This is a genomic window from Winogradskyella sp. (assembly GCF_013042245.1).
Classification (GTDB): Bacteria; Bacteroidota; Bacteroidia; order Flavobacteriales; family Flavobacteriaceae; genus Winogradskyella.
In genome coordinates, this window is the sequence record NZ_JABDQL010000070.1 from 1 (window position 1) to 17,348 (window position 17,348).

The window sequence follows — 17,348 nt, forward strand, 5'->3', positions numbered from 1 at the left end:
AAAATAATCTTGTTGAAATCGACTATTAAGATACTGAAAATCAATAACTTAAACAAGTTTAAGACGTTGTTTTTCAATGAATTAAGCTTGTTTTTTTATCTATTTACCAACCCTTGATTCGCATTTATAATTATTCATAAAAAACCATAGTAAAAACAAGCACTTTCATTAATTTCACAACTTTAAAAATTGCTACCCAATTGGAAAAATATTTAAGTCAACTTAACGAAGCTCAACTCGCACCAACATTGCAAAAAGATGGCCCTATGATTGTCATCGCTGGTGCTGGTTCTGGTAAAACTCGTGTACTTACTTACAGAATTGCTTATTTAATGAGTCAAGGTGTTGATGCATTTAATATTTTGGCATTGACATTCACTAACAAAGCAGCTCGAGAAATGAAAGGTAGAATTGCAGATATTGTAGGTGATGGAGAAGCGAAAAATTTGTGGATGGGAACATTCCACTCCGTATTTGCAAAAATTTTACGTTTTGAAGGTCACCATTTGGGCTTTCCTAGCAATTTTACTATTTACGATACCCAAGATTCGCAAAAGCTTTTAGGTTCTATAATAAAAGAGATGGGCTTGGATAAGGACATTTATAAAACTAAACAGGTTTATAGCCGGATTTCTTCCTATAAAAATAGCCTTATTACAGTAAAAGCATATTATAGCAATCCCGAATTAATGGAAGCTGACGCTGCAGCGCGACGCCCTAAAATGGGTGAGGTTTATGCCGAATATGTCGATAGATGTTTTAAAGCTGGTGCTATGGATTTTGATGACTTATTATTGCGTACTAATGAATTATTAACGCGCTTTCCTAATGTTTTAGCTCAGTACCAAAACAAGTTTAGATACATTCTTGTTGATGAGTATCAAGATACCAACCACTCTCAATATTTGATTGTTAGAGCGCTGGCAGACCGTTTTCAGAATATCTGTGTGGTAGGAGATGATGCACAAAGCATATATGCCTTTCGTGGGGCAAATATTAATAATATTCTGAACTTTCAAAAGGATTATGACGATGTAAAACTGTACCGTTTAGAACAGAACTACAGATCTACAAAAAACATTGTCGGGGCAGCCAATTCAGTTATTGAGCATAATAAAACCAAACTTGATAAAGTGGTTTGGACGGCTAACGATATTGGAGAGAAAGTTATTATTCACCGTTCTATGACAGATGGTGATGAAGGTCGATACGTTGCAAGCACCATCTGGGATACTAAAATGAATGAACACCTTCCTAATAGTGACTTTGCAGTTTTATACAGAACAAATGCCCAGTCTCGTGCCATTGAAGACGCATTACGTAAGCGTGATATTCCTTATAGAATCTATGGTGGGCTATCTTTCTATCAAAGAAAAGAAATTAAAGATGTTACTGCTTATTTACGTCTAATTATTAATACTGCAGATGAAGAAGCATTAAAACGTGTGATTAACTATCCGACAAGAGGAATAGGACAAACAACCATAGACCGATTGATAGTTGCGGCTAATGCTAGCGGACGAACTATTTATGATATTATGAGCGATATCGATAATGTGAGTATTAATATTAATAACGGAACAAAAACTAAACTAAAGGACTTTGTAACCTTGATTGAAAGTTATAAGGTTATGAACCAGAATGCAAATGCCTTTGATTTGGCAGAACATGTTACAAAAACAAGTGGCCTTATAAGAGAACTCGGAAAAGACGGTACTCCAGAAGGTATTACTAAATTAGATAACGTTCAAGAATTATTAAACGGTATCAAAGACTTTGTTGAAGGACAAATAGAATTGGCAGACGCTGGTGATTCCTTAGCTGAGTTTTTGGAAGATGTTGCTCTAGCTACAGATTTAGACGGAGACAAAGGCGATCCCAACCATGTAGCACTAATGACAATTCATTTGGCTAAGGGTCTTGAGTTTCCGTACGTTTTTATTGTAGGTATGGAAGAAGATTTATTCCCAAGTGCTATGAGTATGAATACGCGTAGCGAACTGGAAGAAGAACGCCGTCTGTTTTACGTGGCACTTACCAGAGCAGAAAAGCAGGCCTATTTAACCTATACAATTTCCCGTTACCGTTGGGGAAAATTGATAGATGCAGAACCAAGTCGATTTATAGATGAAATTGATGAGCAATTTGTAAATAATACAACGCCGCTAAAAGAACAACGGTTTAATCCAATGCTTGATGCTTCAATATTTGGAGATATTGAGCCTAATAAAATTCGATTTGCAAAACCAAAATCACCTAATTTGAAGAAGAAACAAGATAGAAAAAAACCTGAAAATTTTGAGATTAAAGCACCTAAGAAAATGACTGCAGTTAGTAAAGCGACTAGCACTAATACTAATCTCTTTGATAATAAATTAACTGTTGGAAATATTGTAAACCATGATCGCTTTGGTAGAGGAGAAGTCCTTAAAATAGAAGGCGCTGGTAGCGATTTAAAGGCTGAAATTAAATTTAATAATGGTGCAATAAAAAAATTGTTATTACGTTTTGCTAAGCTTGAAATATTAAATCCTAAATCTTAAATATAATTGCTTTAAGGCGTCTAAATACATAAATAGTATTCATTATCTTTATTTCATGGCAGAATTCATTAAAATATATCCTAAAAACCCAAACCCTAAAGCTATTCAAAAAGTAGTTGACGTGCTTAGAAAAGGTGGGCTAGTCATTTATCCTACAGATACGGTTTATGGCTTAGGTTGTGATATTACTAATGTGAAAGCCTTAGAAAAAATAGCTAGAATTAAAGGTGTGAAACTTGAGAAATCTAACTTTTCTTTCATTTGTCACGATTTAAGTAATCTTAGCGATTATGTAAAGCAAATAGATACGACTACATTTAAAATATTAAAACGTGCTTTACCGGGAGCATACACCTTTATTTTACCTGGTTCAAAAAACTTGCCTAACCCTTTTAAAAAAAGAAAAACAGTTGGTATTCGCGTTCCCGACAACTCCATTATTTTGAGTTTAGTAGAAGCGCTAGGAAACCCTATAGTTTCAACATCTATAAGAGATGATGATGATATTTTGGAATATACTACTGACCCCGAACTAATCCTTGAAAAATGGGAAAATCTTGTTGATTTAGTTATCAATGGTGGTTATGGTGATAATGAGGCATCTACTGTAATAGACTTGTCCCAAGATGTACCTATAATTGTAAGAGAAGGTAAGGGTAGTCTTGAAATTTTTTAAGCACGTCTCAAATTCCTAAAAATTCTATTATTGATTGAATAGAATAGTAAAAGCGAAATAACACCACATATGGTAAAACCAACAAAAAGAGGTGTCACAGAATCAATTACAAACTTACCAATATAGTCTGCAATTGGCACAGCCATTACTGTAGATACAAACCCGTTAAGAGCAGAACCAATACCTGCAATATGTCCCATAGGTTCCATAGCAAGTGCTCTTAAATTACCAAATAAAAATCCTATTGTAAAAAATTGAAGTGCAAAAAAACCGATTAAAACTTCTATACTAGGATTACTACCAGTATTAAAAACTATAACGAATAAAAGTGAAATTAGCACAAAGCACAGCATAGCTGTATGTACAATTTTTCGCATTCCATATCGAACTACTAGTTGACTATTCATAAAAGTGGAGAGTCCAACAGAGATAGCCAAACTAGCAAAAATGAGGGGAAACTCTTCTTTCATATCATATTGTTTTTCAAAAACACGTTGTGACGTACTTAAATAAACCATGAACGAACCTGTGATTAGACCTGATAAAATAGTGTAAATAACAGCCGGCTTTATTTTAAAAAAGGCAATCGTCCCTGTTTTAAAGATTGATAGACGGTAACTTATACGATGCTTATCTTTTAGTGTTTCGGGTTGCCGTAGCCAAAACCAAAGCATGACTAATATCCCAAAACAGGCATTGAAAATAAATATCATTTTCCAGTGAAAATGATTCATAATATACTGACCAAGCGAAGGTGCAATAACAGGGACGAGGATAAAAATCATCACAACGAAGGATAATATTTTCGCCATATAATCGCCACTGTAACTATCCCGAACTATTGCAATAGTCATCGTTCTGGGTGCAGCAAGACCAATACCTTGTAGTACACGACCAAAAAGCATTATTTCAAAACTTTTTGTGGTTACACAAATATAAGAAGCCACTAAAAAAACAATAAAACCAATGTAAACGATGGGTTTTCTGCCAAAACTATCTGACAATGGCCCAAAAAGTAATTGCCCACAACCCAATCCTAAAAAGATTGAGGTAATTAATTTAGGATTGTCTTTAATGTCTGCAACATTTAAATCTGCACCAATATCTGGCAAAGCAGGCAATAATGCATCAATCGTCAGTGCAACAATAGACATTAAAGCAGCCATTAAAATAACAAACTCTACCTGTGACCGACTTTGATTTTTCATTGCGCAAAAGTAAGCTAATAATTAGGTACTTTTAAAGAGTAGAATTTCTTTTCCTAATATTAAAATCTAAATTTTTAATACCTAAAAAATGTTACAGTCCTTAATAAAACTCTTTAACAGAGACATAAATGCTATAAAAATTGAATTAACGTCATATAAAAATGAATCAGTTATTTGGGTTGTTGATAAAGACATCTCTAACTGCGCGGGAAATTTAACACTTCATCTTATTGGAAATCTAAATCATTTTATAGGTGCTACTTTAGGAAATACAGATTACGTGCGACAACGCGATTTAGAGTTTTTTCAAAAAAATGTGTCTGTAGCTAAACTCATAAAAATGTTAGAAGCAACTAAAGTTGAAATAGAAAACACATTATTAAAATTAAAACCATCGGATTTACAAAAAGTATATCGAAGAAATCCATTTGAAGATTATATGACGACAGAATACTTTTTATTGCACCTAAAATCGCACTTAGCCTATCATTTAGGACAGATTAATTACCACAGACGTTTATTAGATTAGTACCTTTGAAGTAATTTAAAATATATGCAACACCTTAAAGAATCGTCATCAAAAGCAAACAAAAAGAAATCTAAAGTAAGTATTGCTAAAGCCTTTAAAACTATTATTTGGCCAAGACGAAACCTCGTTTTTATTGGACTAATATTAATTGTTCTTCGAAGCTTATCGGGTTTAATTCTTCCTTGGCAAAGTAAAGTCCTATTAGATGAGGTTGTGCCTAATAAAAATTACGACCAATTATATGTTCTTATAGCTGTTGTTATTACAGCAATATCAATTCAGGCTATCACTTCTTTCACATTAACTAAAATATTGAGTGTACAAGCGCAATTTTTAATAAGTGAATTAAGAGCGCAAGTTCAGAAAAAGGTATTATCACTTCCTATTAGCTTTTTCGATAATACAAAATCAGGAGCCTTAGTCTCAAGAATAATGAGTGACGTGGAAGGTGTTCGTAATTTAATTGGCACTGGTTTGGTACAATTAGTAGGCGGAACATTCACTGCTATTATTTCTTTGATTATTCTAATAAATTTGAATCCATGGATGACTTTATTTGTATTTGTGCCTCTATCAATTTTCGCGTTCATTGCTTTAAAAGCCTTTAAATATATTCGCCCAATTTTTAGAACACGCGGAAGGATTAATGCAGAAGTTAAAGGTCGCTTAACCGAAACCTTAGCTGGTGTAAGAGTCATAAAAGCATTTAATTCTGAAGAACAAGAAAACAAAATATTTGAAAAAGGAGTCGATAGTATTTTTCAGAATGTAAAAAAGAGCTTAACTGCTACAGCTTTAATGACGAGCTCATCGACTTTTTTAATTGGTGTTGCCACCACGGGGATTATGGGTATTGGCGGATACTACATGATGAAAGGTGAAATGACTACTGGAGATTTTCTTTTTTTTACATTAGTTTTAGGTTTTATGATTGCACCAATAGTGCAAATGAGTAATATTGGTAGCCAATTAACTGAAGCCTTAGCAGGTTTAGACCGTACCGAAGAGTTAATGAATATGACTGCTGAAGAAGATGATGAAAACAGAATAGTAGAACTCAATTCATTTCAAGGAAATCTTATTTTTAACGATGTCTCCTTTGCGTATGAAGAAGGAAAACCTGTATTGCATAATATCAATTTCAACGCGCCTTCAGGTTCAGTTATAGCTTTAGTGGGTAGTTCTGGCTCTGGCAAATCTACGATTGCCGGACTTTCAGCTACATTTTTGAATCCACAATCAGGAACCATAACCATTGACGGTGAAGATCTATCCAAAGTGAAATTAAATAGCTTCAGAAAACATTTAGGTGTCGTTTTACAGGATGAATTCTTGTTTGAAGGCACTATCAGAGAAAACATTATGTTTCCAAGACCTGATGCTACCGAAGTACAATTACAAAATGCTGTTAAAGCAGCTTACGTGAATGAGTTTACAGACCGTTTTGATGATGGTTTAGAAACACTTATAGGTGAGCGTGGTGTAAAACTTTCTGGTGGTCAACGGCAACGCATTGCTATTGCTCGTGCTATTTTAGCAGATCCAAAAATTATTATTTTGGATGAGGCAACATCAAATTTAGATACTGAAAGTGAAGGGTTAATTCAAAAAAGTTTGTCTCAACTTACAAATAACAGAACTACAATAGTTATTGCGCATAGACTAAGCACCATTAAGCGTGCAGACCAAATTTTAGTTATAGAATCTGGGAAAATTGTTGAGCGTGGTAATCATGAAGAGTTACTTGCTAAAGAAGGTAGATATTATGATTTATATACGTTTCAGGCTAAAATTTAATATTATAAAAAAGCCTTTCATATTTAAAATTGAAAGGCTTTGAACTTAAATTGATATTCTTCTAAAGCGGAATGTTTCCGTGTTTGCGCTTTGGTTTATTAACCTCTTTGTTTTCAAGCATACTAAAGGCCTTAATAAGCTTACGACGCGTATTTTTAGGAAGTATAACTTCATCTATAAATCCACGTTCAGCGGCACTGTAAGGGTTAGCAAACAATTTAGCATATTCAGCTTCTTTTTCTTTCCATTTGGCTTCTGGGTCTTCAGACGCCACAATTTCACGTTTAAAGATAATTTCCGCAGCACCTTTTGCACCCATAACTGCAATCTCTGCTGTTGGCCATGCAAAATTCATGTCAGCGCCAATGTGTTTTGAGTTCATAACATCATAAGCACCGCCATAAGCCTTACGCGTAATTACAGTAACTCGTGGTACAGTTGCTTCACTAAATGCATAAAGTAATTTGGCGCCGTGTACAATAATACCATTCCATTCTTGGTCAGTACCAGGTAAGAACCCAGGAACATCTTCTAAAACTAAAATTGGAATATTAAAAGCATCACAAAAGCGAACAAAACGTGCGGCTTTCTTCGAGCTTTTTACACCAAGTACACCAGCCAAAAACATAGGTTGGTTGGCGACGATACCAATAGACTTTCCTCCTAATCTTGCAAAACCTACAATTATATTTTCAGCATAATCCTTATGAATTTCATAAAATGAATCCTTATCTATAATGCCTTCAATCACTTGATGCATATCGTAAGGTTTATTTGGATTATCAGGAACAATATCGGTTAAAACCTCACGGACTTCTTCTTTTAATTCAATATCAAAATCCGCAGGAATCTCTTTATTGTTCTGTGGTAGATAACTCAGTAGTTTTTTGACATCTTCTAAACATTCAATATCATTAGCTGAAGTTTTATGAGCAACACCAGATTTAGTTGAATGTACACTTGCACCTCCCAATTCTTCACTTGTCACTTCTTCATTTGTTACTGTTTTTACAACATTTGGCCCTGTAACAAACATGTAACTTGTATCTTCTACCATGATTGTAAAATCTGTCATAGCAGGCGAATACACAGCACCACCAGCACAAGGTCCCATTATTGCTGAAATCTGTGGAATAACCCCAGAGGCTTGTACATTACGATAAAAAATATCGGCATAACCACCTAAGGAACGAACTCCTTCTTGTATTCGTGCCCCACCAGAATCATTAAGTCCAATTATTGGTGCACCTACATTAACGGCCATATCCATAATTTTGCAAATCTTTTCAGCGTGAGTCTCTGAAAGTGAACCACCAAAAACTGTAAAATCTTGTGCAAAAATGTACACCAATCTTCCGTTAACAGTTCCGTAGCCTGTAACTACACCATCTCCATAACACTTCTGTTTTTCCATACCAAACTCCTTGGTCCTGTGTGTAACCAGAGCTCCAATTGCTTCAAACGAGCCTTCGTCTAACAGATATAAAACACGTTCTCTAGCGGTTAGTTTTTTCTTTTGATGTTGCTTGTCAATTCTTGCCTGACCACCGCCAAGCTTCGATAATTCAAGTTTTTCGTTGAGTGTTTTTATTTTTGAATCCATAATATCTTAATTAGGTACTCTGAGTAGTTTTTGTTCTTTAAAATAGGTCTTTAAAGCAATTTGTGCTGCTATTTTAGCTTCAGCCTTATGACGTTCTTCTAAAAGGATAGGCGAGTAGTAGTTTTTTACAAAATGTGTGTCGAAATTACCACTTCTAAAAGCTTCATGTTCGCATACAAAACGACCGAAAGGCAGTGTGGTTTGCACACCTTTTACATGATAATTATCTATAGCTTTTATCATTAATTCTATGGCTTCAGACCTTGTTTTTCCGTAGGTGATTAACTTAGATAACATTGGGTCATAGTAAATAGGAATATCCATACCTTCCTCAAAACCATTATCTACACGAATGTTTTCTCCTTCAGGCAATTGATAAACTTCTAAATTTCCTACACTCGGTAAAAAGTCATTCATAGGATCTTCTGCATAAACACGAAGTTCTAAGGCATGACCATTGATTTTTAAATCCTCTTGTTTAATATCTAGAGCTTCACCTCGTGCCACTTTAATTTGAAGTTCTACCAAATCTACACCAGAAATCCACTCGGAAACTGGATGTTCTACCTGTAAGCGTGTATTCATTTCTAAGAAATAGAAGTTATGCTCAGCGTCCATTAAAAATTCTACAGTACCAGCACCAAGATAGTCACAAGAACGTGCTACATCAATAGCAGCTTGTCCCATGCGCTTTCTTAACTCAGGAGTAAGAATTGCAGAAGGTGCTTCTTCAACAACTTTTTGATGGCGTCGCTGCACAGAACATTCGCGCTCAAAAAAGTGGAGGATATTTCCATAGCTATCTGCCATAACTTGGATTTCAATGTGTCTAGGAGAAGTCACATATTTTTCGACAAAAACTGAGCCGTCACCAAAAGCTGAAGTTGCCTCACTAATAGCACGATTCATTTGACTTTCGATATCTTTTTCTTGCTCTACAACACGCATACCTTTACCACCGCCTCCAGCAGCAGCTTTAATCAATATCGGTAGGCCAATTTGTTTAGCAATTTCTACGGCTTCTTTTGGGTCAGTAACAGCATGGTCAACACCTGGAACCATCGGGATGTCGTAATCTTTAACTGCATCTTTTGCAGCTAATTTATCGCCCATCATTTTAATCGCTTTTGAGCGTGGTCCAATGAATGTAATATTATTTTTTTCACATAATTTTGCAAAATCAGCATTCTCGCTTAAAAATCCATAACCTGGATGGATACCATCTACATCTAATAATTTTGCAACTTCAATAATTTTATCCCCTTTTAAATAGGATTGATTTGATGGGGCAGGACCTATACAAGCAGCCTCATCGGCGTATTTTACGTGCGGTGCATTTCTATCAACTTCTGAAAATACCGCTACGGTTTTTATTCCCATTTTTTTTGCAGTCCGCATTACGCGTATCGCAATTTCACCACGATTGGCAACTAATATTTTTTTCATTCTATTCGAATTCGATTAATAAAGAATTTTTGTCTACAGTTTCACCTTGATTGACTTTAATGGATTTAATAACACCATCTCTAGGAGAGTTAATGACATTTTCCATTTTCATCGCTTCAAGTATAAGCAATGCGTCATCTTCTTTTACTTCTTGACCTTGTTTAACACTTACTTCTAGTATTAGTCCAGGCATTGGTGCTTCTATAGAATTTATCTGTTTAGATGCGCCAATTTCAAAACCTAAGGCTTCTATTTGTTGGTCCAACATATTATTAATTACAACGTCGTACGTGTTATTATTCACTTTAATAGAATAACTTTTCTTATTAAAATCTGATCGCAAAACAGTAGCTTTTACCGATTTGTCATTGTTAAGAATATGAAATTGTTTTTCGGAGGTTTCAACAGCATCCAGTTTATCAATATCTTCTTTTGATACATCAAAACTATATGTTTTGTTGACTTTGAGTTTATACATAAAATTTGATTTTATAGTCAAGTAAAATTACTGCTATGTTGTAATAGAAATCATGAAAAAAATCATGTTTTCAAAATTATTTATCATGCTTAAAATACGATTTTTTTTGATGTCGTTTTATAGCTTTTCTTGAAAGAATAAGTCCTATTATCAAAGAAATAAAAGCACCTATATAAATACCAGGAATAAAGTTAATAAACAAAAAGAAATCATAAGCTCCATGAAATAGTGTTGCTAAAAGTAAACCGGTCATGTTTAACCCGAATCTATTATTTGAAAACTTAGCCTTTCCCATAAAATAACCCATCAAAACACCAAAAGTTGCATGTGCAGGGACGGCTGTAAAAGCTCGTAAAATAGCAGTTTCATAACCGCCTTTTAAAACATACATTATGTTTTCGGTACAGGCAAAACCCATGGATACCATGACAGCATAGACTATACCATCATAGGGTTCATTAAATTCTTTATTAGGTTGTGCAAAATATTTGACGATGATATATTTACTAAACTCTTCTGATAATGCTACCACAAAAAATGCTTGGATAAATTGTTGCCAAACGCTAAACTTGTCTGTTACTGGAATAAGTCTTCCAGTTATAAGATACAGTATTAGTACTATAAATACGCTTACAAAAGCACCAAGTAAAAAGCTTTTAGTTAAAAGACCAAAAGGTTCTTTTTCATATTTATCCTGAAAGTATATATACAGAATGATGGTTATTATTGGTGTTACGGCAAATAGAAATAAAGTCATTACAATTGAGCTTTAATGTTTTTTAAAACAAATTCGTAATAACGTTTGTTTGAAGCTATAAAATGAGAATTAGTTTCACTATTAGACAATAAACTTTCAAAGGTGTCTAAACTTACCAATTTAAGTGCTTCAACTTCATCTTCTTGAGGTATAAGACTTTCTAAACTTACTGGAAGTTTTGAGATGTACACCTGATGGAATTCATAATCTTTTATGTTGCCATTATTATATTCAGATTTGTGCAAGTGTGTACCTATTTTTATTAAGTATTTCTTATTTAAGTTTAAGCCAATCTCTTCTTCTGTTTCGCGAATAGCGGCTTCAGTAAATGTCTCACCGGCATCAATATGTCCTGCAACCGATACATCCCAAAGTAGTGGGTATATGGTTTTTTTGTGAGAACGCTGCTGTAATAATATTTCACCTTTTGGTGTATATAACCACAAATGGATGGTGTTATGGTACCAGCCATTTTTATGAATATCTGACTTTAAAGCCGTTTTTCCAGTTGGATTTCCCTTAGCATCAACAATGTCTATGAGTTCATCCATTGACTACCGAATTGATAACGTTATATAACTTATTGAAATGCTTTTCTGCATTAAAAACGTGACAAGACACTCGCATATACTTTCCCCTAAACGATAGGTGAATATTGTTAGATTTTAATACTTCTTTCAATTTATCGACATCTACAGAATTTGGAATCTTAATACCAAATAAATGCTTTGCCCTGATATTGGGAGTGTTTGATGTGAATCCTAATTCTGATAGTTTTACCAAGGATTTTTCACTTATTAAATGACAATACTCTTGAAATTCCTGTCTGTTAATTTTCAAAATTTCTGTTAATGCTGCAATTTGCATTTTTACATAAATAAAACTTCCGCTTTCGCCCATAGCATAACGGCTAGCTTTAGATTTATATTCCGACTGGTAAGTGGTTAAACCCGATAGGTTTTCACTTCCTAATCGGTTTGCCCAGTTTTGCTCAATCGGTTTTCCACCATCAAAATAAGGACCGTAATACGCGTAAGCACAACCATAAGGACCAAATAACCATTTATAACCGGCACAAACCAATGCATCTGGCTGAATATCTTTTATGGAAAAGGGTAGTGCACCGATGGATTGACTGCCGTCGATTACTAGAAGAGAATTGTTCTCGCTGGTCTTATTTCGAATAGCCTTTAAATCAAACAACAATCCATTTGCCCAATGGATATGACCAATAGCGACTAATGCAGTCTTAGAATTAATTTTTTTAAGAATTGCAGAGTTCCAATCTTCAGGATTATCAGGCTGTTTAATGGTTACTATTTTGGTGTCGTAACGTTTAGCTACATCTTCCCATATATAATAATTACTTGGAAATTGCTCTTCAACAATTAGAATTTCATCACCTGAATTAAGCGTGATATTATTCGCCACATTCGCCATTCCGTATGAAACCGATGGAATAGTTACGACACGATTATAATCATCTTCGTCAATAACTTTGGCAAATAGTTTTCTGAGGTCAATGACAGGGTTAAACAAGTCTGACCCTTGCCGTAACTCTGGATGACTTTTTTGTTTTATAGCTTCAATACCAGCAGTCTCAACCGATTTAAAAGCAGGAGAAAAGCTTGCCGTGTTTAAATAGATTACATCCTCGGAAATATTAAAAAGCTGTTGTTTGGGCTTAAAAATCATTTACAGTTAAAAAAAATGGCTGTTCGATAGGATATTTATCAAACAACCATATATATGCTTAGTTAAAATAGCTAAACGTTTCGCCTTCTTTAATCTTAAGTAGCGATTCGTAAATTAAACGAATAACGTTTTCTACATCATCTTTGTGTACCATTTCTACTGTCGTGTGCATGTATCGCAAAGGCAATGAAATTAGAGCAGAAGCGACACCGCCATTACTGTATGCAAACGCATCAGTATCTGTTCCTGTGGCTCTAGATAAAGCTGCACGTTGAAAAGGTATTTTCTTTTCTTCTGCCGTGTCCGTGATTAAATTCCTTAATTTTTGCTGTACTGCAGGCGCATATGCAATGACTGGACCATTACCAATTTCAGCAAGGCCTTGTTTTTTAGGGTCAATCATTGGTGTTGTTGTGTCGTGTGTGACATCTGTAACAATGGCTACATTAGGCTTAATGGTTTCAGTAATCATTTCGGCACCACGGAGTCCAATTTCTTCCTGAACAGAATTGGTGATATAGAGTCCAAAAGGGAGTTTCTTTTTGTTTTCTTTTAGTAAACGTGCGACCTCAGCAATCATAAAACCACCCATACGGTTGTCTAAAGCACGACAAACAAATTTATCGTTATTGAGTATGTGAAATTCATCTGGGTATGTAATAACACAACCAACATGGACGCCCATTTTTTCAACTTCTTTTTTGTCTTTTGCACCAATGTCAATACAAATATTATCTGGCTTTGGAGCTTCTTCTTTAGATTTGTTGCGTGTGTGGATTGCTGGCCAACCAAAAACGCCTTTTACAATACCTTTTTTGGTATGAATATTAACAATTTTACTTGGTGCAATTTGGTGGTCGCTTCCGCCATTTCTAATGACATAAAGTAAACCATTGTCAGATATATAATTGACATACCATGAAATTTCGTCAGCATGTCCTTCAATAACTACTTTGTATTTTGCCTTAGGATTAATTACTGCAACGGCACTACCGTAGGTGTCTGTTATAAATTCATCAACGTAAGGTTTTAGATAATCCATCCAAATTTTTTGTCCTTCCCATTCGTACCCTGTTGGTGATGCGTTATTTAAATATTTTTCTAAAAAGTCCATTGACTTTTTGTTGAGTATCTTCTGTTTTGCCATGCGATTAAATTTTTCCTAAAAATAACAATATTAATAGTAAAATTAGGGTTATAGGATAGATTAATTCTTAATTTTGAGTCGCCGTGGCTTCCATTTTTGGAATGATTTTAGAGCATTATTATGTATATGCGATATATTGTCCTTTTTTTACTTTGTTCACCTATGTTTTTGGCGGCTCAGATTGATCCTGTTGAACAAGATTCTATATCCGAAACATATATAATTATTGAAGGTGATTCTATTCCTAAAAAGTTTATAGGTTTAGATGAAGTAATTGTTTTACCAAATCTGAAATTAGAAAATAGGAAAGAACGCATTAGATATTATATTTTAAGACGAAAGACAATAAAAGTATATCCATACGCAAAGCTGGCGGCAGAACGATTAGTGTCACTTCAGGAGCGTTTGGATGCTTTGCCAAAACAACGTCAGAAAAAGAAATATGCTAAAATCATTCAGAAGTATATTGAAAATGAATTTTCAGAAGAATTAAAGAAGCTGACTAAAACTGAAGGTCAGATTTTGGTAAAACTAATTCACAGACAGACAGGAAAGACCACATTTAAGCTCATTAAGGAATTGCGAAGCGGTTGGCGTGCCTTTTGGTTTAATAGTACGGCAAGTTTATTTAATATTTCTTTGAAACGTGAGTTTGTTCCCTTAGAAGTAGAGGAGGATTTTTTGATTGAAGATATTTTACTTAGAGCCTTTCAAAATGGTCAATTGGATCGCCAAAAACCTGCTTTTGAAATTGATTATTACGGTTTAAATGATAAATGGATGGGGAAGAAAAAATCGATAAAAAAATAATGAGCGTACAATCTAAACAGGAAGAATTACTTAACTCTTGGTCTCACGGGCTAGGTACTATTTTGGGTATTGTTGGTCTCATCTTTTTAATCACTGGCGTAGATAGTTCCAAACCCTGGTATTTACTTAGCGTCGTTATTTATGGTATATCAATTATTATTCTGTTTGCTGCATCAACAGCATATCATGCCGTCTCTAAATACGATTTAAAGAAAAAATTTAGGATAGTAGACCACATTAGTATCTACCTACTCATTGCTGGTACTTACACTCCAGTTTTGTTAATTACACTTTCAAATAGCTTGGGTTGGCAACTGTTTTATGCGGTTTGGGGAATAGCCTTATTTGGCGTAATTCTTAAGCTTTTTTTTACAGGAAGATTTGAAATATTTTCAACTTTATTGTATTTAGTTATGGGTTGGCTAATTGTGTTTGATTTTTCGACACTATCTGAAATCATGCATCCAAATGGGATACTTTGGTTGTTTGCGGGTGGTATGTTTTATACCGTTGGAATTATTTTTTATACGATTCATAAAATTCCATTTAATCATGTTATATGGCACTTTTTTGTACTCGCAGGTGCCATTTGCCACTTTTTTATGATTTATGAATATGTTATCTAAACGTGCTGGTCAATTAAAATAGTATTTCCATCTGGATCAAATAATGTAATACTTTCTGGCCCTTTTGTATTTTCATCAGCTTCTTTAATAAGTTTTATTCCTGAAGATTTTAAATGCTCTTATATAGCTCTAACATCGTCAAAATTAGCTTGGGCCTCCGCATCTTGATTCCATCCTGGATTAAACGTAATAATGTTGCCCTCAAACATGCCCTGAAACAATCCTACAATAGCATCACCATTTTTCATGATAAGGTAATGACGTTCCATATGTCCGGCAAACACTGTAAAGCCTAGGGTTTCATAAAATGTTTTTGAAGCTTTAATATCCTTGACGCTTAAGCTTATAGAAAATGCACCTACCTTCATAATTGATTTAATTTAGAAATTGATATTCTAAATATAATCAAAAGGCACAAATAAATTGATGTCTTATTGTTTAGGCATTAGCTTTGGTAAACCACTTCTTATCAATTATTGGGATGTCTCTTCTTGATAACCAAAGTGTCACCAAACTTAAAATAAATGTAACTATTGCTGTATAAAATAGTAATCCACCATCTCCATTGATGTCAATTCCTAAATCTGTAAGATGCATCATAATAGCTCCGCCAATTATGCCAAGTACAAGAGTTGCACCTAACCAAGTAGTTTTTGGGACTAGAATTAAAATATTAGCGATAAGTTCTAACACACCAATACCAATACGACCAAAAGGTTCTAAGCTAACTTGAGTAAAGATATACACACTATCTGGAAGAGCTGTGAATTTAAATCACAGTTTTTGTATAAGAATTACAGCTATGGCTATATGGATGATGAGCTTTAAATATTTCATATTGAATGATTTTAGTTAAATTATAAACTTTCTGTCAATAATTAAATTCAATACTTACAAATACACAATGCAAAATTATTTATATATCTATTTTAGGACTTAATAATATCCTTATACTCTTCAAAAAAAGCTTCAAAAAAAGACATTTTTTCAAAGAAAAATTCCATAACATCACGCCAATTATTTTTGTTATGTATTGACACCTTTTGTTCAAGAGGTATATAAATTCTAGAAATTTCTTTACCATTATCTAGGTAGAATTCTTCTTCGTAAATGGCTTCAGGAAGATAGTCTGAATGCAAAATGTTTTTTAAGGCTTCGAGCTTTTCCCAACAGTTGATACGGTTTTCTAAATCGTTTTCTAGGTCTAAACACACAAAGGCTTTTTTAGTATCGAAGTAGAATTTAAAAGATAATCCTTTAATTTTTGTATTGTAGAGCAACCATTTTCTTGGGAATGATTTGCCAAAACTTATCCAAAAGTCTTCGCGTAGTTTTCGGCTTTCCTCTTTGCTAAACATTTAGATAAAAAATGCGGTTAAAATTCCTAAACAAATTACGACTAGTTTAGATAAATTAAATTTATGCCCTTCACCGCTTTCAAACAAAATAGTTGTTGAAATATGGAAGAATATTCCAATAACTATGGCGTTTATAATATTTATATAATCTGAAGGCAGTTCTGTACTATTAGAAATATAAGTGCCAAAAGGAGTCATTAAAGCAAACACAACTAGAAATCCAATAATCTTACTTTTTGTAAAACTCGACTGAAACAAAAATCCGGTAATTAAAGCAGCAATAGGTATTTTATGTACAAAAACACCATACATCATGTCATTATGTTGATGAATTGGAAAACCTTCTAAAAAACTATGAATACAGAGGCTTATAAATAGCAACCAAGGAAACTTTGTTTCATTTTTATGAATATGTACATGACCATGCTCAGCACCTTTTGAAAGGAATTCTAATACAATTTGAAGTAAAATTCCGCCCATGATAAATAAACCTGTCCGCTTTGCATCGAGATGTTCATAAACTTCAGGAAGTAAATCAAAAAGCGTTAATGCCAATAAAAATGCACCACTAAAAGAGAGTAGGAGCTTTGTACCTATAACTTTCTTGTTCTTTGTAAGAAAAGCAATTAAGACGCCAATTATTATGGCATAAATCGGAAATAGAAACTTATTCAT

General features: G+C 34.0%; 18 protein-coding genes. 6 read left to right on the plus strand and 12 right to left on the minus strand.

The annotated features are described in order from the left end of the window. The first annotated feature begins 200 nt into the window (after positions 1–200). Both HKP48_RS05725 and HKP48_RS05730 read left to right on the plus strand, forming a co-directional pair. Entirely contained in the window at positions 201–2,543 is a 2,343-nt protein-coding gene (locus HKP48_RS05725) for a UvrD-helicase domain-containing protein (protein WP_296343747.1), read from the plus strand. Between the two features lie 55 nt (positions 2,544–2,598). Beyond that, on the plus strand, positions 2,599–3,219 hold the full coding sequence (locus tag HKP48_RS05730) for an L-threonylcarbamoyladenylate synthase (RefSeq protein ID WP_296343748.1): 621 nt from the start codon (positions 2,599–2,601) through the stop codon (positions 3,217–3,219). Here the strand turns inward: HKP48_RS05730 and HKP48_RS05735 are convergent. Continuing rightward, a complete protein-coding gene (locus HKP48_RS05735) occupies positions 3,216–4,427 on the minus strand; it encodes a multidrug effflux MFS transporter (protein WP_296343750.1) in 1,212 nt (403 codons plus the stop codon). The two genes, HKP48_RS05730 and HKP48_RS05735, sit on opposite strands and share 4 nt — an antisense overlap. 88 nt (positions 4,428–4,515) lie before the next feature. Between HKP48_RS05735 and HKP48_RS05740 the strand changes: the two genes are divergently transcribed. Together HKP48_RS05740 and HKP48_RS05745 are read left to right on the plus strand one after the other, a co-directional pair. After that, entirely contained in the window at positions 4,516–4,956 is a 441-nt protein-coding gene (locus tag HKP48_RS05740) for a DinB family protein (RefSeq protein WP_296343753.1), read from the plus strand. 24 nt (positions 4,957–4,980) lie between these two features. Beyond that, positions 4,981–6,753, plus strand: coding sequence for an ABC transporter ATP-binding protein (locus tag HKP48_RS05745; RefSeq protein ID WP_296343755.1), 1,773 nt, complete (start codon positions 4,981–4,983; stop codon positions 6,751–6,753). 61 nt (positions 6,754–6,814) lie between these two features. On the opposite strand, the gene HKP48_RS05750 is transcribed toward HKP48_RS05745, so the two are convergent. From HKP48_RS05750 to HKP48_RS05780, 7 genes are all read right to left on the minus strand, one after another. Next, positions 6,815–8,356 (minus strand): acyl-CoA carboxylase subunit beta, encoded by a 1,542-nt coding sequence (locus HKP48_RS05750; protein WP_296343757.1) that lies wholly within the window; start codon positions 8,354–8,356, stop codon positions 6,815–6,817. 6 nt (positions 8,357–8,362) lie between these two features. Further along, on the minus strand, positions 8,363–9,802 hold the full coding sequence (accC, locus tag HKP48_RS05755) for an acetyl-CoA carboxylase biotin carboxylase subunit (protein WP_296343759.1): 1,440 nt from the start codon (positions 9,800–9,802) through the stop codon (positions 8,363–8,365). Between the two features lies 1 nt (position 9,803). Continuing rightward, complete coding sequence (locus HKP48_RS05760) at positions 9,804–10,280, minus strand: acetyl-CoA carboxylase biotin carboxyl carrier protein subunit (protein WP_296343761.1); 477 nt, start codon at positions 10,278–10,280, stop codon at positions 9,804–9,806. Between the two features lie 76 nt (positions 10,281–10,356). Further along, positions 10,357–11,037 (minus strand): PrsW family glutamic-type intramembrane protease, encoded by a 681-nt coding sequence (locus HKP48_RS05765; RefSeq protein ID WP_296343763.1) that lies wholly within the window; start codon positions 11,035–11,037, stop codon positions 10,357–10,359. Next, entirely contained in the window at positions 11,037–11,588 is a 552-nt protein-coding gene (locus HKP48_RS05770; RefSeq protein ID WP_296343765.1) for an NUDIX domain-containing protein, read from the minus strand. Before HKP48_RS05770 ends, HKP48_RS05765 begins: the two co-directional genes overlap by 1 nt. After that, a complete protein-coding gene (locus tag HKP48_RS05775; protein WP_296343767.1) occupies positions 11,581–12,732 on the minus strand; it encodes an aminotransferase class V-fold PLP-dependent enzyme in 1,152 nt (383 codons plus the stop codon). Before HKP48_RS05775 ends, HKP48_RS05770 begins: the two co-directional genes overlap by 8 nt. A 58-nt stretch (positions 12,733–12,790) precedes the next feature. Then, entirely contained in the window at positions 12,791–13,879 is a 1,089-nt protein-coding gene (locus HKP48_RS05780) for a M42 family metallopeptidase (protein ID WP_296343769.1), read from the minus strand. Between the two features lie 162 nt (positions 13,880–14,041). Between HKP48_RS05780 and HKP48_RS05785 the strand changes: the two genes are divergently transcribed. Beyond that, a complete protein-coding gene (locus HKP48_RS05785) occupies positions 14,042–14,689 on the plus strand; it encodes a DUF4294 domain-containing protein (RefSeq protein ID WP_296343771.1) in 648 nt (215 codons plus the stop codon). Beyond that, the gene (locus tag HKP48_RS05790; protein WP_296343773.1) at positions 14,689–15,315 is read left to right on the plus strand and encodes a hemolysin III family protein; all 627 of its coding nucleotides are present in this window, start codon (positions 14,689–14,691) and stop codon (positions 15,313–15,315) included. Before HKP48_RS05785 ends, HKP48_RS05790 begins: the two co-directional genes overlap by 1 nt. 119 nt (positions 15,316–15,434) lie before the next feature. Here the strand turns inward: HKP48_RS05790 and HKP48_RS05795 are convergent, their stop codons facing one another. The 4 genes from HKP48_RS05795 to HKP48_RS05810 all read right to left on the minus strand — a co-directional run bounded on the left by HKP48_RS05795 (position 15,435) and on the right by HKP48_RS05810 (position 17,348). After that, entirely contained in the window at positions 15,435–15,683 is a 249-nt protein-coding gene (locus HKP48_RS05795; protein WP_363928598.1) for a hypothetical protein, read from the minus strand. A 70-nt stretch (positions 15,684–15,753) separates the two neighbouring features. Continuing rightward, positions 15,754–16,062 carry a DoxX family protein gene (locus HKP48_RS05800; protein ID WP_296343775.1) on the minus strand — a complete coding sequence of 103 codons (309 nt, stop codon included), beginning with the start codon at positions 16,060–16,062 and terminating at the stop codon, positions 15,754–15,756. 182 nt (positions 16,063–16,244) lie between these two features. Next, complete coding sequence (locus tag HKP48_RS05805; RefSeq protein WP_296343777.1) at positions 16,245–16,673, minus strand: DUF4268 domain-containing protein; 429 nt, start codon at positions 16,671–16,673, stop codon at positions 16,245–16,247. Continuing rightward, positions 16,674–17,348: a ZIP family metal transporter gene (locus HKP48_RS05810; RefSeq protein ID WP_296343779.1), complete on the minus strand. Its 675-nt coding sequence runs from the start codon at positions 17,346–17,348 to the stop codon at positions 16,674–16,676.